This is a genomic window from Altererythrobacter sp. B11, from assembly GCF_003569745.1.
In the GTDB taxonomy this organism is placed as follows: domain Bacteria; phylum Pseudomonadota; class Alphaproteobacteria; order Sphingomonadales; family Sphingomonadaceae; genus Croceibacterium_C.
In genome coordinates, this window is the sequence record NZ_AP018498.1 from 292,203 (window position 1) to 315,924 (window position 23,722).

At 65.3% G+C, this 23,722-nt stretch carries 17 protein-coding genes; 8 read left to right on the forward strand and 9 right to left on the reverse strand.

All coding sequences use genetic code 11. From position 1 onward, the window contains the following. Positions 1–75: 75 nt before the first annotated feature. The 5 genes from AEB_RS01350 to AEB_RS01370 form a co-directional block, all read right to left on the reverse strand. On the reverse strand, positions 76–2,967 hold the full coding sequence (locus AEB_RS01350; RefSeq protein WP_119081502.1) for a TonB-dependent receptor domain-containing protein: 2,892 nt from the start codon (positions 2,965–2,967) through the stop codon (positions 76–78). Between the two features lie 40 nt (positions 2,968–3,007). Then, positions 3,008–4,372, reverse strand: a complete 1,365-nt coding sequence (locus tag AEB_RS01355; protein WP_172592970.1) for an MFS transporter — start codon at positions 4,370–4,372, stop codon at positions 3,008–3,010. Between the two features lie 268 nt (positions 4,373–4,640). Further along, the gene (locus AEB_RS01360; protein WP_119081506.1) at positions 4,641–5,564 is read right to left on the reverse strand and encodes a LysR family transcriptional regulator; all 924 of its coding nucleotides are present in this window, start codon (positions 5,562–5,564) and stop codon (positions 4,641–4,643) included. A 62-nt stretch (positions 5,565–5,626) separates the two neighbouring features. Next, positions 5,627–6,706: an aromatic ring-hydroxylating dioxygenase subunit alpha gene (locus tag AEB_RS01365; protein WP_119081508.1), complete on the reverse strand. Its 1,080-nt coding sequence runs from the start codon at positions 6,704–6,706 to the stop codon at positions 5,627–5,629. A gap of 237 nt (positions 6,707–6,943) precedes the next feature. Next, a complete protein-coding gene (locus AEB_RS01370) occupies positions 6,944–7,792 on the reverse strand; it encodes an oxidoreductase (protein ID WP_119081510.1) in 849 nt (282 codons plus the stop codon). A 49-nt stretch (positions 7,793–7,841) separates the two neighbouring features. On the opposite strand from AEB_RS01370, the gene AEB_RS01375 reads away from it, so the two are divergent. Continuing rightward, entirely contained in the window at positions 7,842–8,441 is a 600-nt protein-coding gene (locus AEB_RS01375) for a TetR/AcrR family transcriptional regulator (RefSeq protein ID WP_119081511.1), read from the forward strand. Between the two features lie 281 nt (positions 8,442–8,722). Here the strand turns inward: AEB_RS01375 and guaA are convergent, their stop codons facing one another. Next, complete coding sequence (gene guaA, locus AEB_RS01380; RefSeq protein ID WP_119081513.1) at positions 8,723–10,297, reverse strand: glutamine-hydrolyzing GMP synthase; 1,575 nt, start codon at positions 10,295–10,297, stop codon at positions 8,723–8,725. 237 nt (positions 10,298–10,534) lie between these two features. On the opposite strand from guaA, the gene AEB_RS01385 reads away from it, so the two are divergent. The 5 genes from AEB_RS01385 (at position 10,535) to AEB_RS01405 (ending at position 16,600) form a co-directional block, all read left to right on the forward strand. Beyond that, positions 10,535–10,855 carry a UrcA family protein gene (locus AEB_RS01385; RefSeq protein ID WP_119081514.1) on the forward strand — a complete coding sequence of 107 codons (321 nt, stop codon included), beginning with the start codon at positions 10,535–10,537 and terminating at the stop codon, positions 10,853–10,855. Between the two features lie 364 nt (positions 10,856–11,219). Further along, a complete protein-coding gene (locus AEB_RS01390; RefSeq protein ID WP_172592971.1) occupies positions 11,220–11,519 on the forward strand; it encodes a UrcA family protein in 300 nt (99 codons plus the stop codon). Between the two features lie 170 nt (positions 11,520–11,689). Beyond that, positions 11,690–14,197 (forward strand): DNA topoisomerase (ATP-hydrolyzing) subunit B, encoded by a 2,508-nt coding sequence (gene gyrB / locus AEB_RS01395; protein WP_119084382.1) that lies wholly within the window; start codon positions 11,690–11,692, stop codon positions 14,195–14,197. A gap of 140 nt (positions 14,198–14,337) precedes the next feature. Then, positions 14,338–14,856 carry a MarR family winged helix-turn-helix transcriptional regulator gene (locus AEB_RS01400; RefSeq protein WP_119081517.1) on the forward strand — a complete coding sequence of 173 codons (519 nt, stop codon included), beginning with the start codon at positions 14,338–14,340 and terminating at the stop codon, positions 14,854–14,856. An 88-nt stretch (positions 14,857–14,944) separates the two neighbouring features. Next, a complete protein-coding gene (locus tag AEB_RS01405) occupies positions 14,945–16,600 on the forward strand; it encodes a dihydroxy-acid dehydratase domain-containing protein (protein WP_119081519.1) in 1,656 nt (551 codons plus the stop codon). A gap of 219 nt (positions 16,601–16,819) precedes the next feature. Here AEB_RS01405 and AEB_RS01410 read toward each other — a convergent pair whose 3' ends face one another. After that, entirely contained in the window at positions 16,820–18,316 is a 1,497-nt protein-coding gene (locus AEB_RS01410) for an FAD-dependent oxidoreductase (RefSeq protein WP_197714464.1), read from the reverse strand. A 232-nt stretch (positions 18,317–18,548) separates the two neighbouring features. Between AEB_RS01410 and AEB_RS01415 the strand changes: the two genes are divergently transcribed. Continuing rightward, complete coding sequence (locus AEB_RS01415; RefSeq protein ID WP_231958844.1) at positions 18,549–21,674, forward strand: TonB-dependent receptor domain-containing protein; 3,126 nt, start codon at positions 18,549–18,551, stop codon at positions 21,672–21,674. Between the two features lie 110 nt (positions 21,675–21,784). Further along, on the forward strand, positions 21,785–22,339 hold the full coding sequence (locus AEB_RS01420) for a hypothetical protein (RefSeq protein WP_119081522.1): 555 nt from the start codon (positions 21,785–21,787) through the stop codon (positions 22,337–22,339). A 14-nt stretch (positions 22,340–22,353) separates the two neighbouring features. Here the strand turns inward: AEB_RS01420 and AEB_RS01425 are convergent, their stop codons facing one another. Next, a complete protein-coding gene (locus AEB_RS01425; protein WP_119081523.1) occupies positions 22,354–22,974 on the reverse strand; it encodes a hypothetical protein in 621 nt (206 codons plus the stop codon). Between the two features lie 124 nt (positions 22,975–23,098). Further along, positions 23,099–23,587 (reverse strand): hypothetical protein, encoded by a 489-nt coding sequence (locus tag AEB_RS01430; RefSeq protein ID WP_119081525.1) that lies wholly within the window; start codon positions 23,585–23,587, stop codon positions 23,099–23,101. Positions 23,588–23,722 lie beyond the last annotated feature (135 nt).

Consider the following 23,722-nt stretch of genomic DNA (forward strand, 5'->3'; position numbering starts at 1 on the left):
GCGCCTTGCCGCAGCCTCGCACGGAAAAGGCCGGGGTCTCTCCCGGCCTTTCCCTGACGTCCACCTTCAAACGCCTCAGTATTCGAAGCGCACGCCCAGGCGATACATGCGGCCGACCACGTCATACAGCACGGGGTTGGTTACGCCGTAGCTGGACGGGATGTTATTCGGCGGATCGCGATCGAAGAGGTTGTCGATCCGCATGAACACCTCCAGCTCCGGCCGTTCGATGATCGGGCGGAAGGCGAAGCGCGCGTCGAAATACCAGTAGTCCTCGATCGAATTGTCGCTGATGCTGTTTGGGAGAGTGGGGGCATAGCCATCCTCATCCGGGCCGATCTGCGTGACGTTGTACCGCCCGCCGGAGATATATTCCGCCTCCAGCCCCACTTCCCAGCTCTTCGTCTCATACTGCGCGAAGAAGCGCCCGGTGAAATCGGGCACGCCCGATTCCTGCGACACGGGCGAACCGTTCTGCCCTGCCCGGTCGGTTTCGCCGGCCTGATCGACCGTGATCAGTTCGAAGGCATAGGTGCCCAGTGCGCGGAGGGTCAGATTGCCCGGGCCGAGCGGCAGGCGATAGCTCGCCTCGATATCGATACCCTTGGTCTTCAACTGGTTGAGATTGAGCAGCGTATTGTTGATCGACACGAGGCTGCCGGTCGGCCCGCGCGTGACCAGGTCACACAGATCCGTGGCCCCCGATTCGCACCGATTGAGGATCGTCTGGCCGCCCAGCGTCGAAATCACGTCATCCAGCCTGATGTCGTAGTAATCGAGCGCGAGGTTGAAGCCGGCGAAGGGGGACACGACCACGCCGGCAGTCAGCGTATCGGCACGCTCCGGCCGCAGACCCGCATTGCCGCTGAGGGCGACTGATGTCAGCGAGCTGGCCCCGGTCGGATCTTGCGGATCGATCAGGAACTGGAAGCTGGCGACAGTCGGATTATAGAGCTCGAAGAAGTTCGGCGCGCGGATATCGCGAGAGCGCGTGGCGCGGAAGCGCAAGCCCGGCACAGGCTCCCATGTTCCGCCCACCTTCCATGTGTATTCGGTGCCGCTGGTGGAGTAGTCGGTCACGCGCACGGCGCCGTTCAGCTCCAGCAGCGAGGCAAAGGGGCGGTCCGCCAGCAGCGGCGCGGCCAGTTCCACATAGCCTTCCTTCACCTTGATCGCCGAGCCGGAGATCGCCGCGCCGGGGCTGGTGTAGAAGTTGTTGGCCGCCGAATCCGGATCGGTCGTGCCATCGGCATCCTCCACGCGATATTCGACGCCCGTGGCGAAACCGAATGCGCCGCCGGGCAGGTTGAAGAGATCGCCGCTGATATTGGCGGCCGCGACCTGCCGCTTCAGCGTGGTGTCCTGCCGCACCGTGCCATAGGCATAGTCGCGCGCGGCGGGATCGAAATTGTTCTCGCCGAACAGGTTCAACGGCCGGCAGCCGGCGGCGGCGGGATTGCCCAGCGCCACCTGGCGGCAGACGATATTGCCATTGGCGCTGCCGGTCAGCAGGCGCCCTTCGTCCACCGCATCGACCGCCCAGAAGAATTCGCGGTTCTTGCGCGTGTTGTATCCGCGCTGCGTGTAATCCGTCTGGCCGTACTGGTAGGAGAAATCCCAGCTGAACCCGTTGCCGAGATCGCCCTCGGCGCCGGCGGCGATGCCGAAGACCTCGCGCTTCACGGTGCCGATGGAATGGCCAAGATCGTTGCCGATGCGGCCGAACCGCACCACCGGGACGCCTGCCGTGGCGAGTTGCTGACGCAAGTCGTCCGACAGATAGGCGTTGTCCGCCGCGATGCCGATGTCGGTCGTGCTGAGGCCCAGGTTGCGCGACTGCGCGCCGACTGTGTCGCCTTCGATATGCGCGTAGCTGGCTTCGACGAAGGGTTTGAACGCCGGGCTGAATTCATAGCTCGCCCGCGCCAGCACATTGTACCGCTTCACCGGGGAGACCAGCGGGAATTCGAGGTAGAAGCCGTTGGCCGGGTCCATGCTGCCGCCCGACTGATAGATCGGCGCGCCGTAATATGTGCCGTAGTCGTGCGGCACCAGCGTACCGTCGGGCAGGATCTCGTTGCCGGCAAAGGGGCCGGAGTTGAACAGACCGTTGAAGCTGGCGGTGGAGGTACGCGCGCCCGGCAGGATGAGCTGGCGCGGCAGGCCGTTCACCTGCGGGATCGGATTGGACACCGGCCCATAGCTGACGGCGCACCAGCTGCGGGTGTAGCAATCCCCCACGCCCTTGCTGTCGGCATATTCACCGCCGATGATGAAGTGGCCCCGCCCTTCGCCGAAGGCGGTGCCATAGGCGGCGGAGACAAAATACTGCTCGTTGTCGCCCTCTTCGCTGATGCCGTATTGCGCCGTGCCGCGAATGCCCTGGAATTCATTGTCGAGGATGAGGTTGACCACGCCGGCCACCGCATCGGAGCCATAGGCGGCCGAAGCGCCGCCGGTCACCACATCGGTGCGCGCCACCAGCGCGGTGGGGATGGTGTTCAGGTCAACCACGAAACCCGGCGAATTGCCCGATCCGGCCACCGTGCCCGGCACGAACCGGCGCCCGTTGACGAGGACCAGCGTGCGCTGTGCACCAAGGCCGCGCAAATCCGCCAGGTTGGCACCGGCATTGCCGATGAAGATCGCGGTGGTGGCGGGCGTCGCCTGCGGGCGGAAGCTAGGCAGGTCGTTCAGCGCGTCGGCGATGTTGATTGCGGCCTGGTCCTGGATGGCATCCGCATCGATCACGGTGACGGGCGTCGCCGTCTTGAAAGTGTCGCGCGCGATGCGCGAGCCGGTGACGATGATCGGATTTTCGCTGACCGTGGCAGCCGCCTCGTTCACCGTGGTATCGTCGCCGGTGTCCTGCGCCAGCGCGGGGCTCGCCAGAAGCCCGCAGGCGATGGCGATGCCGCTCGCCATCCTGCGGCCCAGCGGCGTCGGAAGCCCTTCAGATATCCTCATGTTTTCCTCCCTTGTGTTGTTATGTCGTGAGCGCGGCAGGTCATGCCGCCTGTTCGGCAGGCCGGCGTCCGGCCGCTCCGGGCCGCGTCGAAATCCGCAGGATCAGCACGAGCGCCGCCACGCCCAGCGGAATTGCCGCCAGCAGCCGGAAGGTCGTGCCGAGATCGAGATGAGAGGCCAGCGCAAGCCCACCGAGGAAGGGGCTCACCACGCCGCCGATACGGCCCGCGCCGCCCGCCCAGCTGAATCCGGTGCCGCGGACGGCGGTGGGGTAGAACTGGGCAAGATATGCATTGAGGCCTGCCTGCCCGCCCGTCTGCGAAAACTGCCAGACGATCAGCACCGCGACGAACAGCAGCGACCCGAAGCCCACCGTGCCGAGGAGGACGATCAGCAGCGAGTTCAGCAGGTAAAATGCGATGAGCACGCCGGTTGCCGAGAACTTGTCGATAAACCAGCCCACGGTAAGCGAACCGAGAAAGCCGCCGAACACGCCGAGCACGGCCACCTTGGCGAAATCCTGGATCGGCACCCCGGCCATTTCGAAGAAGAAGCTGGGCATCCAGGATGCCATCAGCGCGATATTGCCCATGCTCAGGAAGGCGGCGGCCCACAGCAGCAGGGTGGCCGGCGCTCGTCCGCTGCGAAAGATATCGAACACGCCGCCGGTGTCATTCGCGCCCAGCCTGCTTTCCTCCAGGACGAAGCGCTCTTCACCCGTCAGCGGCACGGAGGGGTCCAGCCGCCGCAGCGTGGCGCAGATGCGGCCCCGCGAGTGCTGGCGCCGGACGCGGAAGGGGAGCGATTCCGGCAAGAGGAAATGCATCACCGGCAGCAACAGGATCGGCACGATGCCGCCGATCAGGAAGCCGCTTTCCCACCCCAGCCGGTCGATCAGCCATGCGGCCACCGCCGCGCCGGCGGCAGCACCCAGGCTATAGCCGGCCATGGCGATGGACAGGAAGGTCGCCCGCCGTGCCTTGGGCACCGTTTCGGCAATCAAGGCCAGCGCCACCGGCAGCAACCCGCCGAGGAACAGGCCGGATATGCCGCGCAGGACGGCGAAGAGGGCGAGCGAATTGACGAATGCGAGCGCCAGGGTGAGCGGGCCGAAGAATGCCGCCGCGACCATCAGCGTGGATCGGCGCCCCCAGCGGTCGGTAATCGGCCCGATGCCGAATGCCCCGATCGCCAGCCCCACCTGCTGCGCGACGAACACGGAGGTCATGCCTTCCACCGGTATGCCGAAATCCTCCGCCACCGCCGGTGCGATCTTGCCGAGGAGGAAGACGTCGAACCCGTCGATGAACAGGATCAAGGTGCACAGGGCCAGCACAGTGAAGTGGACCGGCCGCAGCGGCTGCCGGTCCACGAACTGCTGTATGTCGAACGTCTGCGCGGTCACTCTGCCTCCCCCTGACACGACATCGGCATCGGGTTGTTCGCAGTGACATGCAGGCAGGTGCCGGCGTGGTCGTTCTTTCGGCAGCAATGGCGCCTTGTGCCACGCTGCGCCTCCAAGCCCGGCAGGGCCTATCGTCTCTCCCGAACCCGCATTCTTTTGTTGTTGCCGATGCGGTCTTTATTCGGGGATGGTATTTCGCCGCGCCATCCCCGGCCATTGCATGTAGTTAATTCGTGATATTAGCAAAACTAATACGCGTTCCCACGCGTCACATGTGCAATTCGGAATGATGCAGGAAGCAGCTGCGCACGACCTCGCGCAACCAGCAGCTGAATGTGTCGTGGTGGAACTTGTCCGGCCAGTATTGGAAGATGTCCATCGCCAGGAAATCCTTGCCGACGTCGATGCGGCGATAGCGGCCTTCGGCCACCAGCTTGTCCACCAGGAAGCTGGGCACCGTGGCGACAAGCTCGGGATTCTCGTCCAGCAGATAGGGCAAGGTCAGCACATGCGGGGTGGTCAGCACGACCTGACGCTGCCAGCCGCGCCGCTTCAGCCAGTCATCAACGATCGAGCCGGTGCGCGCTGTGGAGGCTGAAACATGCTTCTGCCGGCAATATTGGTCGAGCTCGATCGAGGCGGGCAGCGTGTTCTCGCGGCTGGCCAGCACGGCGTAGCTGTGGCGATAGAGTTTCTGCTGGCGCAGCCCACCCATGCGGGGTTGCAGACCGGTGATAAGGAGGTCGATCTCCACCGCTTCGACGAGCTCGGCCAGCCGGTGCTGGCGGATCTGCTCCACCATCACGCGGCAATGGGGCGCCTCCTGCGCCATGCGCCGCAGCAGCGTCGGTAGCGTGGCCACCGCCCCCACGTCGCTCATCGCGATGGTGATGGTGCGTTCGGCCGACGGCGGATCGAAACCGGCCAGCCCGGTTAACAGGCTCTGGCTCAGGCCGACGATCTCGTCCACTTGCGCCGCCATCTGTTCCGCCTTGGTGGTCGGCACCAGCCCCGATGGAGAGCGCACGAACAGCGGATCGCCGAACAATTCGCGTAGTTTCTTCAACGAATGGCTGATCGCGCCCTGCGACAGGCGCATTTTTTCGGCCGTATGGGTGACGCTGCCGGTCTGGCTGAGGCTCTGGAACACCAGCAGCAGATGCATGTCGAGTTCGCGAAGCTGACTGATCACCGGCCCAAATCTCCCTGCCGGTATCTGCCAGATTCGCCGCCCGTGGTCCAATCAGCGCAGGATCAGCCGGTTCGCGCAGGCTCCGGCGCCGCCCCGCCAGCGGCGGTGCCGGCCGTCTGCTCGCGATCCATCATCTCCTGCAGCAGCCGGCGGCCCTGCACCGCCTGCGCATCGGCCTTCAGCAGCAGTTCGCGCGGGGGGCCTTCCATCCGGGACAGGATCCGCTCGATCTCTTCCGACGCGTGAATGTCCTCCGCAATGGGTTCTTTCAGCAGCTCGAACTTGCGGTCCAGCTCCTCTTCGGATCGCGCTCCGTTCGCGAAGAAGTAATAGGTCGTGTCGCGCGTGGCGGGGGTGACTGCGTGATACACGCGGCCCGCCGCCAGCAGTTCGCCGCCACGCTCGGGATCGCTGCTCGCGACCCGTGTCTCGTCTATGCCTGCGTGCAGACCCGGGGCGAAGAAATCCATGGCCGACACGCGGTCCACCTTCCCCTGGTGGCGCAACCGCGACGCGGGGGCGAGCGCAACGTCCTTCATTTCCCGCCGGCTGCTCAGCCGCCGCCCCGTCTGTTCGCGCACATCCGGGGTGGTGGAGTTCTCCCGCTGGCCAATGGTGCTCGCATGGAGAAAGGCCAGATGCGTGAGGTCCAGCAGGTTGTCGTTCAGCAGTTGATAGCGCGCCTTGATCTCGTGGAAATAGAATGGGCGGTAGACGAACCCCTCCTCATTCAGGCGGATTTCCTCGTCCGCGGGCAGCAGCGATGGGTCCGCCCGCTCGGGATCACCTGCCCAGACCCAGACCCATTCCCATTGCTGCACCACCGGATAGGACCGCGCGCGGTAGGCGCGCGGTACATGGCTCTGGCTGGGAATGTCGTCGCACTGGCCATCGGCGGCAAAGCGCAGTCCGTGGTAGGGGCACCGCAGGCTGTCGCCCTCCAGGCAGCCCTCCGCCAGCGGGTAGTGGCGATGGGGGCAATTGCCCGCGATGGCGGCGATCCCGCCGTCCAGCTTACGATACAGCGCCACCGGCTCCCCCAGCAGCCAGCGCTCCAGCGGCTGGCGCGTCACTTCAGAGCCCCACGCGAGCACATACCATGCGTTGCGCACGGCAAAGGACCCATCCCTGAACGGATACAAGCGATCTCTCCCATCTGCGGCGCTGATGCGCCCGGCGGGAGCTTAGCGGCGACCGCGCGGGGCCGACGATCTTTCCGCTAATGTTGTGCATTACCGGCGTTGATCCGCGGGGCCGCGAGTCAGCCCCCAAATAGCCTCTTTATGCCGCGTTACGAGAATTCGTCCTGGCCCATGATCTCGCCGGCTCTCCGCCAACAATGGAAGATCGCTCCAGAGGCCGAAGTAAAATCCGGAGCCTCAACTTTCACCAAAGCCAGTCGAGCGAGAAAGCGGCTCCCAACGAGCCATTTCTGCCCGCAGATCGTCGAGCTTCTGGTCTACCAGCCCAAGCGCATCTTCGCCCAGGAACAGCCGAACCGGCGGGTTCTCCTCCTCTACGATTGTCAGCAGCGCTTGCGCCGCTTTGGCCGGATCGTTCGGCTGGTTGCCGCTCTTGGCCTGTCGCGCAGCCCTTATGGGGTCCATCACCGCATCATAATCCGCGATGCTTCGCGGCGTCCGATCCATCGAGCGGCCAGCCCAGTCAGTGCGAAACTGCCCGGGCGCCAGCGTCGTTACTCTTATGCCAAACGCGGCGACCTCCTTGCCGAGCGCTTCGGAAATTCCCTCCAGCGCGAACTTGCTGCCGCAATAGAAGCTGATCCCCGGCATGGTGATGAACCCGCCCATGGACGTTACGTTGACGATATGCCCGCGGCGACGCTTACGCATGCCCGGCAGCACCGCCTGCATCATCGCCACCGGGCCGAACACGTTCGCGGCAAACTGCCGCTGGAGATCGTCCATAGACGATTCCTCGAGCACGCCTTCATGACCGTAACCCGCATTGTTCACCAACACATCGACCGGGCCGACATCGCGCTCGGCTGCGGTTATCGCGTGAGGAATGGAAGCGAAGTCAGTCACGTCCAGCAGCAGCGGCCTCGCTCGGTCTGGAGCGAGTGAAGCGAATGCGTTTGCGTCTTCCTGGCGCCGCACCGTCCCGATGACCCGGTGGCCGGCCGCCAAGGCGCCTTCAGCAAATGCTCGACCCAACCCAGAGCTGACGCCGCTGATGAGAAAGATTTTTTGGCAAGTGGCTGTCACGCGTACACTCCTGCAGGACAGTTTATTTATATCATGATATAGATGCGCGATGAGCGAAAGCAAGATGGGAACAGGTACGAAGCGTCGGGGCGAACCGGTGCGCCAGCGCGTGCTCGACGCGGCAGAGCGCCTTCTGCGTGACGGCAAGGCAGAGTTCTCGATGCGCGATCTCGCCTCGCAAGCCGGGGTCAGCTTCGCGACGCCATTCAATCAGTTCGGCAGCAAGCCCGCGATCATGCACGCATTGTCGGGGCGACGGATCGACGCGATGATGACGCGCTTCGATGCGGCACCGCAGCCGCCGCTTGCCGCCGATCGTGTAGCGCTCGCCATCGACATTGCGGTCGCGGTCATGCTCGACGAGCCGGTCGTGAACCGCGCAGTGATGGCCTGGATCGGGACTGGCAGCGCGACGTCGGGCGAAGTCAGATCGAATTCCACGGCCTTATGGGCGCACGCCCTGGGCGACGGAACAGGCCTGCCTTTGCCTCGACGAGATGAGGCATGCCGCGTCCTGCCTGCGCAACTCGCGCTCGCTTTTCGGGGCGCGCTGTCCTTCTGGACCGCTGGTGAACTCGCCGATGAGGAACTCGGCCCGGCCGCGCGGCAGATCGCCGGCACGCTCCTTCGAGCATATTCCGGCAATTAGAAAGCAGCAGCCGGAGCGCTGGAAGGACCAGTGGCGCCTGTCAGTCCATCCGAAGGCTCGACGCATTTGCTCGCAACATGCGCTTGCCGCTGTCGATCTCATAGCGGAAGCCGCCAAATTCGCCGCAAGGCTGCGTGTTGTGAAGATCGGGTCAGGAATATCGAGGCCAGCGAGAGCTGAATGCCGAGGTCGCTTCCGATCAGCCGACGCGGAGGACGGCGCGGGGCGGCCTTCTTCGCTCGTATAATGGCGTAACTATCGCCCTTCTGGAGGGCCTGAAATCATTCCCACTCGATCGTGCCCGGGGGCTTGGAGGTGTAGTCGTAAACCACGCGGTTGATCCCCTGCACCTCGTTCACCAGCCGGGTGGCGACGCGTGAGAGGAAGCCGGCGTCGAAGGGATAGATGTCCGCGGTCATGCCATCGGTGCTGGTGACGGCACGCAGGGCGCACACGCTGTCGTAGGTGCGATAGTCGCCCATCACGCCCACGGTGCGCACCGGCAGCAGCACGGCGAAGGCCTGCCAGATCGCGTCATACAGGCCGGCGTTGCGGATTTCTTCCAGATAGATGGCGTCTGCCTTGCGCAGGATGTCGCAGCGTTCGCGCGTCACTTCGCCGGGGATGCGGATCGCGAGGCCCGGCCCCGGGAAGGGATGGCGGCCCACGAACACTTCGGGCAGGCCGAGTTCACGGCCCAGTTCGCGCACCTCGTCCTTGAACAGTTCGCGCAGCGGTTCCACCAGTGCCATGTCCATCCGCTCGGGCAGGCCGCCGACATTGTGGTGGCTCTTGATGGTCACCGAAGGGCCGCCGGTGAAGCTGACGCTTTCGATCACATCGGGATAGAGCGTGCCCTGGGCGAGGAAATCGGCGCCGCCGATCTTGCGCGCCTCTTCCTCGAACACGTCGATGAAGGTCTTGCCGATGAATTTGCGCTTGGCTTCCGGGTCGGTCACTCCGGCCAGACCGCCAAGGAACAGCTCTTCTGCGTCCACATGCACCAGCGGGATGTTATAATGCCCGCGGAAGAGGGAGACGACCTGCTCCGCCTCGCCCATGCGCATCAGCCCGTGATCCACGAAGACGCAGGTCAGTTGCTCGCCGATCGCCTCATGGATCAGCACGGCGGCAACGGCACTGTCCACGCCGCCCGAAAGGCCGCAGATCACGCGCTTGTCACCCACCTGCTCGCGGATTTCGGCGATCTTGGTCTTGCGGAACTCCGCCATGGTCCAGTCGCCCGCGCAGCCGCAGACGTGGCGGACGAAATTGGCGAGCAGCTTTGCCCCGTCCGGCGTGTGCACCACTTCCGGGTGGAACTGCGTGCCGTAGAAGCGCCGCGCCTCGTCCGCGATCACCGCGAAGGGCGCGCCGTCGCTGACCGCCACGATGCGGAAGCCCTCGGCGAAGCGGGTCACCTTGTCGCCATGGCTCATCCACACCTGATGCCGCTCGCCGACGTGCCACAGCCCGTCGAACAGCGGGCATTCCTCGGTAACTGTCAGGAAGGCGCGGCCGAACTCCCCGCCTTCGCCCGTTTCGTGTCCCGGCCGCACTTCGCCGCCAAGCTGGTGCGTCATCACCTGCTGGCCATAGCAGATGCCCAGGATCGGCACGCCGGCTTCGAACAGCATCTGCGGGGCGCGCGGGCTGCCTTCATCGGGCACGCCGGCAGGTGAGCCGGAGAGGATGATGCCCTTGGGCTTCAGGCGGTGGAACGCCTCCTCCGCCTGGGTGAAGGGTGCGATCTCGGAATAGACGCCCGCCTCGCGCACGCGCCGCGCGATGAGCTGCGTCACCTGGCTGCCGAAATCGACGATAAGGATGGAATCGGGAAGGTGCTGGGGATCCATGGCCAGCCGTTAGTCGCTCCGCCCGCGCGCTGTCCAGCCGCCGGAGCGCACAGCCCCCTTCATGTCCCCACCAAGCGTAAAGAAAGGTCAAAAATGCGGTTGCAAAATGCGCAACACTTCTCGCGCATTTCGCATTTGCACAATGGCGGGCCGCAACGCAGATAGGCGCCAACGAAAAACGACAACGAGGGATGATCTGCGAAAGGCGGCCGAACCCAGTTTGAAGGAACCAACGCCATGCGCAAGACCATCATCACTGCCTTCGCCGCCCTGACCGTTGCCGGCGCTATCGCCAGCCCGGCTGCTGCGGCCGATGCCACTGCCCCCTCCGTGACTGTCAGCACTGCCGATCTCGACCTGTCGTCGAGCGCCGGCCGCGAGACGCTCGAAAGCCGTATCGATGCGGCGGTGAACAATGTGTGCCGCCGTCCCGATGTGCGCGACCTCCGCGCCAATATGGCCTGGGAAGAATGCAAGGCGGAAGCCCGGTCCTCCGCGCTGACCGAGACGGCCTTCGCCCGTCCCTTTGCCGGCGTGGAACTGGCCAGCTGGTTCTGACCCGACCCCATTCCGAAGGACGGCGTTACCGCCCGCTGCGGCGGCACGCCTCCTTCGCATAAATTCAAAGAGGAATTGAAATGATCCACCTGATGAAGCGTATATTCGAATCCTACGTCTCCCACGCGGGCCGCTATCCGGTCCCGATGATGTGGACGATCTGAGGATCGACTCAGCACGAAATTAAGTCACGGGCCGCCACTTGGCGGCCCGTTTCTTTTTAGACGCAAATCATTTCGTGCATTTTTAGCAATTCCACCCGCATATTTCGCATTTGCGCAGCCGCATGGACCCATGCACCTTGGCTGCAGAGGGAATTCACGATGTCGCCCCCGGGCGGCCGGACACTCGAAAGGACTGTTCCATGCGCCAGTATCTGAAGCCTGCCCTGCTCCCCGTCCTCGCCGCCACCTGCCTCGCCGGCCTTTCGGCCCCCGCGATGGCCGATGACGTGACGATCCGCATCGACCTTTCCGGCCTCGACGCCGCCAACCCGTCTGACGACGCCGCCATCCGCGACCGTATCAAGACGGCCGTGCCCCGCGCCTGCAATCGCGCCACCGGCTTCCACACCGGCCTCAGCTCCTGGCAGGAATGCCAGGCAGATGGCCAGGCCCGCGCGCTGGAAGTGCTGGAAGCCCGCCGCAACCCCGCCGAAGGCTGAACGGCCGCATTTCACGAAGGCCCGCTCCGCCCACCGGCGGGGCGGGCCTTCGCATATCCGGGGCATATCGGGCGCATCTCCGGCACAGGCGGGCCGGGCCGTCCGCAAAACCCTGTGGACGGCCGCAGGGCGAACTTCCCATGGGCGCCCGGGATTCCTATATAATGGGCATGGCAGAGAATCCCGGAAACGGCACGAACAGCAACAGCTACGGCGCGGAGAGCATCAAGGTTCTGAAGGGGCTGGACGCGGTCCGCAAGCGCCCCGGCATGTATATCGGCGATACGGATGACGGATCGGGCCTCCACCACATGGTGTTCGAGGTGTCCGACAATGCGATCGACGAAGCGCTGGCGGGCCATTGCGACCTCGTGCTGATCGAGCTCAATCCCGATGGATCGGTGAGCGTGGAGGACAATGGCCGCGGCATTCCCGTGGATATCCACCGCGAAGAAGGCGTGTCCGCCGCCGAAGTCATCATGACCCAGCTGCATGCCGGCGGGAAGTTCGAAAACACCAGTGAAGACAATGCCTATAAGGTGTCGGGCGGGCTCCATGGCGTGGGCGTCTCCGTCGTCAACGCGCTGTCCGAATGGCTCGAGCTGACGATCTGGCGCGACAACAAAGAACACTGGATGCGCTTTGAGCATGGCGACGCCGTCTCCCCGCTCGAGGTGAAGGGCCCCGCCGGGCGGGAACGCACCGGCACGCGGGTGACCTTCCTGCCCTCCACCGACACGTTCAAGAACGTGACCGAGTTCGATTTCGAGAAGCTGGAACACCGCTATCGCGAGCTGGCCTTCCTCAATTCCGGGGTGCGCATCCTGCTGCGCGACACGCGCAAGGAAGAGCCGGTAGAGCACGATCTCTATTATGAAGGCGGCATCGCGGCCTTCGTGAAATATCTCGACCGCAACAAGCAGCCCCTGATCCCCGAGCCTATTTCCGTCTCAGCGGAGAAGGACGGCATCGGTATCGACGTCGCTCTCGAATGGAACGATTCCTATTACGAGAACGTGCTGTGCTTCACCAACAACATCCCTCAGCGGGATGGCGGCACCCATCTGGCGGCATTCCGTGCCGCGCTCACCCGCACGCTGAACGGCTACGCCACCTCCTCCGGACTGCTCAAGAAGGAGAAGGTGCAGCTTTCGGGCGAGGATATGCGCGAAGGGCTGACCGCGATCGTCTCGGTCAAGCTGCCCGATCCCAAGTTCAGCAGCCAGACCAAGGACAAGCTGGTCAGCTCCGAAGTGCGCCAGCCGCTCGAAAGCCTGATGAGCGAGAAGATGACCGAATGGCTGGAGGAAAATCCTGCCGACGCCAAGGCCATCGTCCAGAAGATCATCGATGCCGCCGCCGCGCGCGAAGCGGCGCGCCGGGCGCGCGAGTTGACCCGGCGCAAGGGCGCGATGGATATCGCCAGCCTGCCCGGCAAGCTGGCCGACTGCCGCGAGCGCGATCCCTCCCTGTCCGAACTCTTCCTGGTGGAGGGTGATTCCGCCGGCGGTTCGGCCAAGAGCGGGCGCGACAGCCAGTATCAGGCGATCCTGCCCCTGCGCGGCAAGATCCTGAATGTGGAGCGGGCGCGGTTCGACCGGATCATCAGCTCCAAGGAAGTGGGCACGCTGATCCAGGCCATGGGCACGGGCCTGCGCGATGAATTCAACCTCGAGAAGCTGCGCTATCACAAGATCGTGATCATGACGGACGCCGATGTGGACGGCGCCCATATCCGCACGCTGCTGCTCACCTTCTTCCATCGCCAGATGCCGGACATCATCAAGGCCGGGCATCTGTTCATCGCCCAGCCGCCGCTGTTCAAGGTCAGCAAGGGGCGCAGCGAGGTCTATCTGAAGGATCAGGCCGCGCTGGATCGCTATCTGGTGGAAGCGGGGCTGCAGGGCCGCGTGCTGGAAACCCAGGGCGGTGCGCGCGGCGGGGCCGAGCTGGCCGGGCTGGTGGAACATGCGCTGCGGATGAAGAGCCTGATGGGCTTCGTGCCGCGCCGCTATTTCGCCCCGGCCGTGGAAGCCATGGCGATCGCCGGCGCGCTGGACCCGGCCCTGTCCCCTGAGGGGCGGCAGGACGCGCTGAACCGCGCGGCGGCTCAGCTCCACATGGGCGACCCCGAGGCGGACTGGTCCGCGGAATTGCGCCCCGACGGCACGATCCGCTTCAACCGCACCTGGCGCGGAGTGACCGACGCGCACCTGATCGATCCGGGCTTCGCGGGAAGCGCCGAAGCGCGCAAGCTGCATGCCCGGGCGATGGAGCAGGCCGACATCTACACCGCTCCTTCGCGCCTGGTGCGCGGCGGCGTGGCCGAGCCGGAGCCGGAAGCCGAAAATCTTGCAGGCGGCAGCGAGGGCGAGGACGCCCCGGCGCCGGTGGCCGTGGAAGGCTCGATCACGCGACCGAGCCAGCTGCTGGACGCCGTGCATGCCGCCGGCCGCAAGGGCCTGTCGGTGCAGCGCTACAAGGGGCTGGGCGAGATGAATGCGGAGCAGCTGTGGGAAACCACGCTGGATCCGGAAAACCGCGCCCTGCTGCAGGTGAAGGTCGAAGACGCCGATGTGACGGACGAGATCTTCACCCGCCTGATGGGCGACGTGGTGGAGCCGCGCCGCGAATTCATCCAGGACAACGCCCTCAACGTGGCCAATCTGGACATCTGATCGCATGCCGGAGCGCGGGGCCTGCCGCGCTCCGGCATGCGCGTTTCACGAGCGGGCTCGCCCCCACTGCAAAATTATGTATCATGCTACGCGGATAAGGCGCCGCGGCAGGGAAGCCGCGCGCAGCGAAGGGACCGGGCATGAGCTTCAAGGGCGAAAGCACATTCGATCATTGGGCCAAGCGTTTCCACGAGCAATATGAGGAAGATTCGCGGCTGGAGAAGGAGTTCAAGCTCACCCGCAAGCTTGTGCTCACGGCCCGCCGCTGGACTTCCTATGTCGATGATCTGGTGCGCAAGCGCACCGGCCATTCGCGGGCGCGGTGGCAAACGCTCTCCGCGCTCACCTTCATCGAGGGCCGCGTGGGCACGCTGGATCTTGCACGACACATGGCGGTGCGCTGGCCCACTCTGATCCGCACCCTCAACGAGATGGAAGCCGAAGGGTTGGTGAAGCGCGAGCCCGATCCCGATGACGGGCGGATGCGCCTGATCTCCATCACGCCGGAGGGCCGCCGCGTGATGAGCCGAGTGCGCGACGTGCTGGATCCCGCGCGCAGCAAGGTGCTTGCCTCCTTCAGCGACGAGGAACTGGTGGTGGCGGAGCAGGTGCTCGACCGGCTGTTCCAGCACCTGGTCGAGGAGTTCGACGACACATAATGGCAATACTTGCGTCGCTAACAAGTAGGATGCTACGCTCTTCATAATGATGGGAAGGCGCGCGGCGCCGCGATTTTGGGAGCTTTCAATGGTGCTACGCAGCCTCTCCGCCAACTCGCCCGGCCGCCGCGCCAATTGGAAGGCGCTGGGCCTCAGCCAGAAAGACATGGAAAAGCCCAAGATCGCGGTGGTCAATTCCTCCAGCGAATTGGCGATCTGCTACGCCCATCTCGACGGCATAGCGAAGTTGGTGAAGGAAGAGATCCGCGCTGCCGGCGGCGTTCCCTTCGAAGTGCGCACCGCCGCCCCTTCCGACTTCATCACCGGCGCGGCGAAGAGCGGCAGCTATATCCTGGCCGGCCGCGACATCATCGCCAATGACATCGAAGTGCAGGTGGAAGCTGCGCTGCTCGACGGCATGATCTGCCTGACGAGCTGTGACAAGACGCCGCCGGGCCATCTGATGGCCGCCGCGCGGCTGAACATCCCCACGATCCTGGTGATCGGCGGCTATCAGGCGGCGGGCCAGATCGACGGCCAATGGGTGGATGTGGAAGATGTCTGGTCCGGCGCGGTGGGCGAACGGTTCGGCGGCAAGCCGAAGTTCCCGGTGGACCAGATGGCGGAGAATGCGATCACCGGCCCCGGCGTCTGCGCCGGCATGGCCACCGCGAACACCATGCATTGCGTGGTCGAGGCGCTGGGCATGGCGCTGCCCGGCCATGCGCCGGTGCGCGGCAACAGCCCCAAGATGCAGGCCAATGCCCGCGCCGCCGCGCGCCGCATCGTGGACATGGTGGGGGAGGATCTGCGCCCGCGCCAGATCCTGACCGAGGGCGCCTTCCGCAATGCGGTGGCGACGGTGCTCGCCGTCTCCGGCTCGATCAACGCGATCAAGCACCTGCAGGCGGTGGCGGTGGAGGCCGAGACCGACATCGACATCTATGCCCTGTGGGAAGAGATGAGCGACGTGCCCGTGCTCTCCGCCGTGCGCCCCACAGGCGATGTGCGGATCGAGCAGTTCGAAGATGCCGGCGGCGCCCAGGCGATCCTCAAGCGGCTGGAAGACCGCATCGACACCGATGTGCTGACCTGCAACGGCAAGACGCTGGCGGAGAACCTGGCGGACTATGTCATCCCGGGGCCGGAGGTGATCCATGCGGTGGACGATCCGGTGGGCGAAGGCCCGGCGATCGCCATCCTGCGCGGCAATTTCGCCGAAACCGCCGTGGTGCGGCTGGGCATTCGCGACGGATCGCGGCCGGAGGAATTTTCCGGCCCGGCCCGCGTGTTCGAAGATAGCGGCGAATGCATGGACGCCATCGCCGCCGGCGTGGTGCAGGAAGGCGATGTGGTGATCGCGCGCAACCAGGGGCTGAAAGGCGGGCCGGCCATGGGCGGCGGCGCCAGCGCCATCCTGTTCGCGCTGGATGCGGCGGGCCTTGCCAAGACCACCGCCTTCGTCACCGACGGGCAGCTTTCGGGCCTGTGCCTGAAGGGCTTGACCGTGGCCGAGGTGTCCCCCGAAGCGGCGACCGACGGCGCGATCGGCAAGGTGCGCGATGGCGACATCGTGAGGATCAGCGTCGCCAATCGCAGCATCGACCTGGATGTGGCGGCGGATGAACTGGCCGCGCGGCAGGGTCCGGGGCTGCGCATGCCGGCCACCGGCTACCTCAGCAATTTCCGCGCGGCGGCGCGGCCGCTCTCCACCGGGGGCGTGCTGCTGCCCGAGAAGGGCTGACCCTGCGGGCGACGGCTGGCACTGCGCCGGCCGCGCCCTTTCCTACATAGACCGCGACGGGCGAAAGGGCGGCCATGGGGCCGGCCTATCCCCTTCGTTTTGCGCTATTTTCCATCCCCCATGCGGGCGTGGATTTTTCTGCGATGAACCCTGTTCTAAGGTGTTCCAGCGTGTTCCAGCCATGCCCCCGCAGCGCCGCCCGGCGGCGAGCGGCGGCGCCTATTGCGCCGCCGCTTCCGCGGCCGCCCCGGCGGCGGCCACGGCCACATCGTCGCTCAGATGCGCGCCCTGTTCGCGCAGCACGCCGCGAATTTCGCCCACATCCACCGCGCGGGGCTGCACGCCGCGATTGGCCGCCACCGCCGCCGCGGCACCCGCCGCGTGGCCGGTCAGCCAGCACTGCGGGATCTCGCGCATGAAGCCGTGGCTGTTGGCGTCGCAGGAGATGTGCCGTCCGCCCACCAGTAGCCCGTCCAGCTGGCGCGGCACGATCGCGCCATAGGGGACGGAGATGATCGGGAACTTGGGGCTGATCGAAGGGCTGATGCCCACCTCATCCGCCACGGGCGTGCCGTTGCCCCAGTCCTTCCGCTCGATCCGGCCCAGCCCGGCGAGGCGGCGGGTGTGCCGCACGCCCAGCTGGCTGGCGCTCTGCAGGCTGAACACATGCTCGAACCCCGGCGCATGGTCGCGGAAGAAGCGGCAGTGCCCTTCCATCAGCCGGTGGCTGCGAATCTCCACCTCGGTCATGTCGTCCACGTCGAGCGCCGAGAGGCCGGACTGGCGGGGGCCGAGGAACAGCGCAATGTCCTTGCGCCAGCTGACGTATGGCGTCTGGAAGAAGCCCAGCTCCTCCCGCCCGCGCTCCATGAACTGGCGCAGCTGGTCGGGATTGTGGACCTTCCAGTCGATCCAGCGGTCCATGTCCACGCCGCCCAGCACCCAGCCGGTGTTCATCGAATGGTGGACGTCGCCCTCCTCGATATCGGTATCGAACTGGGCGCCGGCGCGGGCGAACATGTCGCCATCGCCGGTGGTGTCCACCACCACCTTGGCGAGCAGGGCGTTGCGGCCGGCCTTGGATTCGAAGATCACACCCTTCGCCGCGCCATCTTCCACCAGCGGGCGCGCGGCCCAGGCGTGGAACACGATGCGCACGCCCGCCTGCAGCAGCATTTCCTGGTTGTTGAGCTTCATCCGCTCCGGATCGAGCGTGGGCGCCCATTGCACGATGCCGTGGAACGCCGTCGTGCGCTGGCCCCAATAGGCCGCCTTCGCCTCGTCACGGCTGCCCCAGTCCTCCCGCGGAGGGCCGGCGACGGCTTCGGGCGGCATGCGGTCGATGAAATGGCGAGCATAGCCCTGGATCACATGGTTGCCCTGCCAATCCGTCATCCGGTCGATCCACATGACGAGCCCGCCGGTGGAGAGCCCGCCGAGGCAGTTGTAGCGTTCGACCAGCGTGACATCCGCGCCCGCCTTGGCCGCCGCCCAGGCCGCCGCGCAGCCGGCGGGACCGCCGCCGATCACCGCCACGTCGCACTGGTGATAGATGTCGATGTCCCGCGCATCCTCGCGGATCGTGCCCCCGCCATTGGGCGGCGGCAGGTTGCGGCCGGAGCTTTCGAACACGTCGGAACCGAGGAAGCGATCCTCCCCATGCCCTTCGATTCGCTGCATGCGCGGCCGTTCGCCGCCGTTGTTCTGGTCCGCCATCGCGCCTTCGCCTTCCCGTTCAGATGCTCACAAGTTTGCGTAACTACCTACTGGTATTCATATCGTCCACGCGTTCAAACCCCCAATCTGCGCGCCGGAACGAAATCTTCTCCGTTGATCCGCGTCTCCAACTACGTATGATGCTACTATCTTTGGGCGTCGGAACAGGTGTTCCGCCGGCAGGGATTCGAAGGGCATGGCCGAAAAAGGCCAGCTCACTGGGGAGAGACAAATGGGAAAAGTGATTCGGCCCCGCGGCCATAAGTCCGTCCTTGCATGTTCCACCGCCATGCTCCTGCTCGTGCCCGCCGCGGCCCGGGCGCAGGACGCCGGAGCCAACGATCCTCCCCCCGCCCCTGCTGCCGCCCCCGCGAATACAGACGCGGCCGAACCCGCCGGCCAGCCCATCGTCGTCACCGGATCGCGCATCCAGCGGCGCGATTTCAACTCCGAAAGCCCGATCGTCACCCTGTCCGACACCTTGCTGGAAAACACTGGCGAAGTCGGGCTGGACCAGGCGCTGAACGAATTGCCGCAATTCGGCGGGGGCGCCAACCAGATCACCAGCGCCACCGATATTCAGGCCACCCCCACCAGCTCGCCCGGTATCGCCACGGTCAATCTCCGCGGTCTTGGCGCCAATCGCACGCTGGTCCTGCTCGACGGCCGCCGCACGCAGCCGGCCAACGCCAGCCTGGTGGTGGACCTCAACACCATCCCCGTGGCCGCACTGGACGGGGTGGAGATCATCACCGGCGGCGCAGCTGCCACCTATGGTGCGGACGCGGTGGCCGGCGTGGTCAATTTCCGGCTCAAGCGCAATTTCCAGGGCGTGGAGCTGGACGGCCAGTGGGGCCAGAGCTTCCGCGGCGACGGCGCGCAATACAAGTTCAGCGCGCTGCTCGGTTCCGACTTCGCCGATGGGCGCGGCAATGCCATGATCGGCCTCACCTATCAGAAGCGCGGCGGCGTCTATCTGCGCGACCGGCCGTTCTACGAAGCCGCCTTCACCGATCCCAACACGCCCGGCCGCAACGTATGGCCCAATTTCGGCGGCTTCAACGGCACCTCCACCCAGGCGGCCTATGATTCCGTGTTCGTGCCCAAAGGCTATGCCCCGGGGGACGTACCCAACGGCACGCAGCTGTTCTTCAACACCGCACCCACGGTGGGAGAGGCAACGCTGTTCTCCGTCGCCCCCGGCTCCGTCAGCGGCGCACCCGCGCCCGGGTTCGAAGGAACGCTTTATCCGGACAACAAATTGCTGGCGGACGGCACGCTGTCGCCCAATTCCTATCCGGGCCTGCTGTCCAGCCCGATGGAACGCTATTCCATGTTCGCCACCGGCTATTACGAAGTGGCCGACAACATCGAATTCTACGTGCAGGGGAATTTCGACCAGAACGAGACGATGACCGAGATCATCGGCTATTCCCCCGCCTTCAACCAATGGTCCGTCACCGTGCCGCGGGACGGCGCGCATGCGGTGCCGGATGAATTCGCCACCATCCTCAACAACCGCGCGAACCCGAATGCCCCCTGGTCGCTCTACAAGCAGATGGACTATCTCGGGCCGCGGCAGATCAGCACCAACACCTACACCTATGAAGTGCTGGCGGGCTTCCGGGGCGACATCGATTTTCGCGACTGGACCTTCGACATCTTCGCCTCTCACGGGCGAACCAATGCCACCACGCATTATCACGGCTTTGCCGACCTGGCGCGGTATCAGGATCTGATCAACCGGCCAAATTACGGCGCCGGGGCCAGCTTCAACAACGGCCGCACCGGTCTGCTGGCCACTTGCACCAGCGGGCTCAATCCCTTCCTCAACACGCCGGTGTCGCAAGACTGCATCGACATCATCGGTGCGCCGATCAAGACGGTGTCGGACCTCAAGCAGAACCAGGCCGAGCTGAATTTGCAGGGCTCGCTGACGGAGATTCCCGCTGGCGATCTGCGCTTTGCCGCGGGCGCCGCCTATCGCGAGAACAGCTTCTCCTACGAACCCGATCCGGCCATCTCCACCACCAACACCACGTCGCTGACCGTCGGCCTGTTCGACACCTCGGCCACGGAAGGCAAGACCACGGTGAAGGAGGTCTATGGCGAACTGCTGATCCCGGTGCTGGCCGATCTGCCCTTCGTCCAGTCGCTGACGATCAACGCGGGCGCCCGCTATTCGGATTACAACACGGCCGGCGGAGTCACCACCTGGAAGGTGAACGGCGATTGGTCGATCAATGACTGGCTGCAGGTTCGCGGCGGCTATCAGCGGGCCAACCGTGCGCCCAATGTGGCGGAGCTGTTCCAGCCTGCAGTGTTCCAGACCGTACAATGGCCGGATCACGATCCATGTTCCATGTTCACCCGCGCCGATTACGGCAATGTCGCCAGCAATCCCAACCGGGCGCAGGTTCAGGCGCTGTGCACCGCGCTGGCCGGCGGCTTCCCCATTGGCGACAATTTCGCCGGCAACGTGCCCACCTATTTCCCCCTCGGGCGCGATCTGCAGCGGGGCAATGAGAACCTGAAGTCGGAAAAGGCATCCACCTGGACGGCGGGCGTCGTGATCCGTTCGCCGCTGGAAACCCCGGCGCTGCGCAACCTCCAGCTCTCGGTCGACTATTACAACATCAAGATCGACGGGGCGATCGCGCCGGCCTCCACCCAGGTCGTGTATCAGGAATGCTTCAACGCACTGGGCAACAACCCCACCTACGATCCCAATTTCGATTATTGCCAGCGGATCTCGCGCAGCGATGTGAACGGCTTCTGGATCGCCACCGAAGCCTCGTTCGAGAACCTCGGCATGATCGCCACCTCGGGCGTGGACGTGCAACTGGACTGGAGCGTGGATGCCCCCGGCATCGGCGGCGATACCGGCGCCTTCTTTGCCAATGTGCTGTTCAATTACCTCGAGAAGTACGAAGTGCAGAACAACCCCGGCGGGCCGGTGTTCGACTATGCCGACACGATCGGGGCCACCATCTTCAACCCGCCCTATGGGGCGCAGTTCAAGTGGAAGCTCAACACCACTGTCGGCTATGATTTCGGGCCAGGTTCGCTTAGCCTCAACTGGCGCCACACGCCCAGCGTGCGGCATTTCGCCAAGGCCACGAACCCGACTGCGGCGCAAAACGACATCAAGGCTTACGACATCTTCGATCTGGCAGCGAATTACCGCCTGAATGACAAGCTGCAGTTCCGCGCGGGGGTCGATAATCTGTTCGACCGCGACCCCAATATCTATGGCGCCATTCCCGGCACCACTGACGCGGTGGGCGAGCCGGAGCCGGGCGGCTCTTTCGACGTGCTCGGTCGCCGCTTCTACATCGGCGCGAAGGTGAGCTTCTGACCCGGCGGAGGAACCCCCCGATCTCCGCCGCTGCAGGCCGGGCCGCAAGGGCCCGGCCTGTTCGCGGTGGCACCGGCGTGCCATTCGAAAGGCGTGAAGGAGTCCCGCTGATGCGCCCTGCCCTGCTGTTCACCGCAATTGTGCTATCCGCCATGCCGGGCGCCGCCCCGGCGCAGGAGGCAAGCGCTCAGGATGCTCTCGCGCCCTTTGCCGCCTGTGCGAAGATCGCCGGCGATCGGGAGCGGCATCGCTGCCTCGATGCGGCGCTGCGCAGCACCGGAATTATCGACGAAAAGCAGGCGGAGGCGCGCCGGCAGGAGAATTTCGGCCGCACCCCGGCACAGGTGGAGGCTCGCAGCGAAAGTGCTGTCCCGCCTGCCCCTGTCGCTCCCGATCCGAGCCGCACGGCAGCGGCCGAACCCACACGGACGGCCGATCCGGAGCGCCAGCCGTTGCAGGCCACGGTGGCCTCTGCCCGCCTGATCGGCCGCGACCGGATGGTGGTCCGCACAGCGGAGGCGGGGGAATGGGCGTCCGTCGAGCGCGAAACCTTCCGCCGCACGCCGCGGGCGGGGGATCCGTTCGAGATCATTCCGGGAAGCCTTGGCGGCTATCGCTGCCGGATAGAGCGCACCACGCTGTTCGCCTGCCGCCGGATCGATTGAGCGCCAGGCCGCCCTCAGCTGCGAGCGGCGGCCTGCCGCGGCGAAAAACCGCGTTGCGACCTGTCGCCCTTCGGTGCCGGAACGGAAGGAGCAGCGCGCACGTCGGCGCGCAGCAGTTCGTCCACCACGCGCTCGTAATGCTGCATGGCGCGGCGCATATCGTCCTGCGACGCAGCGCCCCGCTCAAGCCGCAGAACGACATCATGGGCTGCACGATAAAGCTGTGCCGCGACGCCGTGATCGACGGTCAAATCTTCGTACCGCTGCCGGGAATCGCCCGTCGAAAAGCCGCGCATGGTCATGATCCGGCCGATCAGCTGGTCGGCGCGACGCAGGGCCTCTTCCGGGTGATGGGAAAAGTGATTCGTGATCTCGGCCCATTCCCGCTGGATGCTTGCGGCTTCCGTGGGCACCACGGGCCGGATGCGCACGGCAGAGGGGTGGGAATTGCGCATGCTCGCCGCTGGCTCGCCCCGTGACCGGCTTGCAGCAGCCGCGAGCACGCGGGCGTATTCCTCGCCATAGCGGCGGCGCAGCTGTTCGGTGTGTTGGCGGCGGAAGCTGCGCCAGATCGCCGCAGCGGTCAGCAGGATCAAGCCGGCAGCGATAACAAGCAAGGCTTCGCCGAGCGGCATTGGGTTTCTCCAGCGACCATGCGGCGATTCAAGTCCGCCGCATGGAAGGGAAACCCGTGACTCGCGGGCGAGTTCCGCCCGGCTTCCAACATAGGTTAAAACCGTGGGAGCCGGGCGGAGAAGGTCAGGCCGACTTCTCGGTCGCCGGCGCCGTGCTGGCGGATGCCGCTTCCACCGGCGCATCGTCGCGCCGATACATGTTGGAGATCAGCACCTTGTCCACACCGGTGTCTGCATCGGGCAGGTAGTAGATGGCGCCGTCGGCGATGGCGAAATAGCCCGGCTTGCCGTCCAGATCGTCGATCATGATGCGGTTGCCGTCCACCCGGCTGAACTTGCCTTCGCTCTCCTTGCCGTTGGCGGCGACATATTTGTAGCTGGTGTCTTCGGGGTTCAGCGTCACCTTGGCCTGCGAGCCGTTGATGCGCGTGAGGGCATAGGTGCCGGCGTAATTCACCGAATCCAGAGCGTCAGCCGGAACTTCGGGCATGGCGGGCGCAGCCGGGGCGGCGGCCACCTCGGTCTGTGCCTCTTCCGCCGGCTTGCTGTCACCGCAGGCAGCAAGCAGCGCGAGCGGGGCAAGGAGGATGGCGGCGGCAAGCGGGTTACGCATGAAGATCTCCTGGGGGAAGTCGTAGGTCGATAGCCCTCTAGCCACCCCATTGCGCGCTGCACAATACGCTAATCGCCCCGTATTGTGCGGTTTGCCGCGGCTCAGCACGGATTCGTCTCAGCGGAAATGCCGCAC

Bases quoted from the DNA above. Each gene is read 5' to 3' on its own strand.
- AEB_RS01350 (WP_119081502.1), bottom strand. From the start codon at position 2,967: ATGAGGATATCTGAAGGGCTTCCGACGCCGCTGGGCCGCAGGATGGCG.
- AEB_RS01375 (WP_119081511.1), top strand. From the start codon at position 7,842: ATGAGCGAAAGCAAGATGGGAACAGGTACGAAGCGTCGGGGCGAACCG.
- guaA (WP_119081513.1), bottom strand. From the start codon at position 10,297: ATGGATCCCCAGCACCTTCCCGATTCCATCCTTATCGTCGATTTCGGC.
- AEB_RS01385 (WP_119081514.1), top strand. From the start codon at position 10,535: ATGCGCAAGACCATCATCACTGCCTTCGCCGCCCTGACCGTTGCCGGC.
- AEB_RS01390 (WP_172592971.1), top strand. From the start codon at position 11,220: ATGCGCCAGTATCTGAAGCCTGCCCTGCTCCCCGTCCTCGCCGCCACC.
- gyrB (WP_119084382.1), top strand. From the start codon at position 11,690: ATGGCAGAGAATCCCGGAAACGGCACGAACAGCAACAGCTACGGCGCG.
- AEB_RS01400 (WP_119081517.1), top strand. From the start codon at position 14,338: ATGAGCTTCAAGGGCGAAAGCACATTCGATCATTGGGCCAAGCGTTTC.
- AEB_RS01405 (WP_119081519.1), top strand. From the start codon at position 14,945: ATGGTGCTACGCAGCCTCTCCGCCAACTCGCCCGGCCGCCGCGCCAAT.
- AEB_RS01410 (WP_197714464.1), bottom strand. From the start codon at position 18,316: ATGGCGGACCAGAACAACGGCGGCGAACGGCCGCGCATGCAGCGAATC.
- AEB_RS01415 (WP_231958844.1), top strand. From the start codon at position 18,549: ATGGGAAAAGTGATTCGGCCCCGCGGCCATAAGTCCGTCCTTGCATGT.
- AEB_RS01420 (WP_119081522.1), top strand. From the start codon at position 21,785: ATGCGCCCTGCCCTGCTGTTCACCGCAATTGTGCTATCCGCCATGCCG.
- AEB_RS01425 (WP_119081523.1), bottom strand. From the start codon at position 22,974: ATGCCGCTCGGCGAAGCCTTGCTTGTTATCGCTGCCGGCTTGATCCTG.
- AEB_RS01430 (WP_119081525.1), bottom strand. From the start codon at position 23,587: ATGCGTAACCCGCTTGCCGCCGCCATCCTCCTTGCCCCGCTCGCGCTG.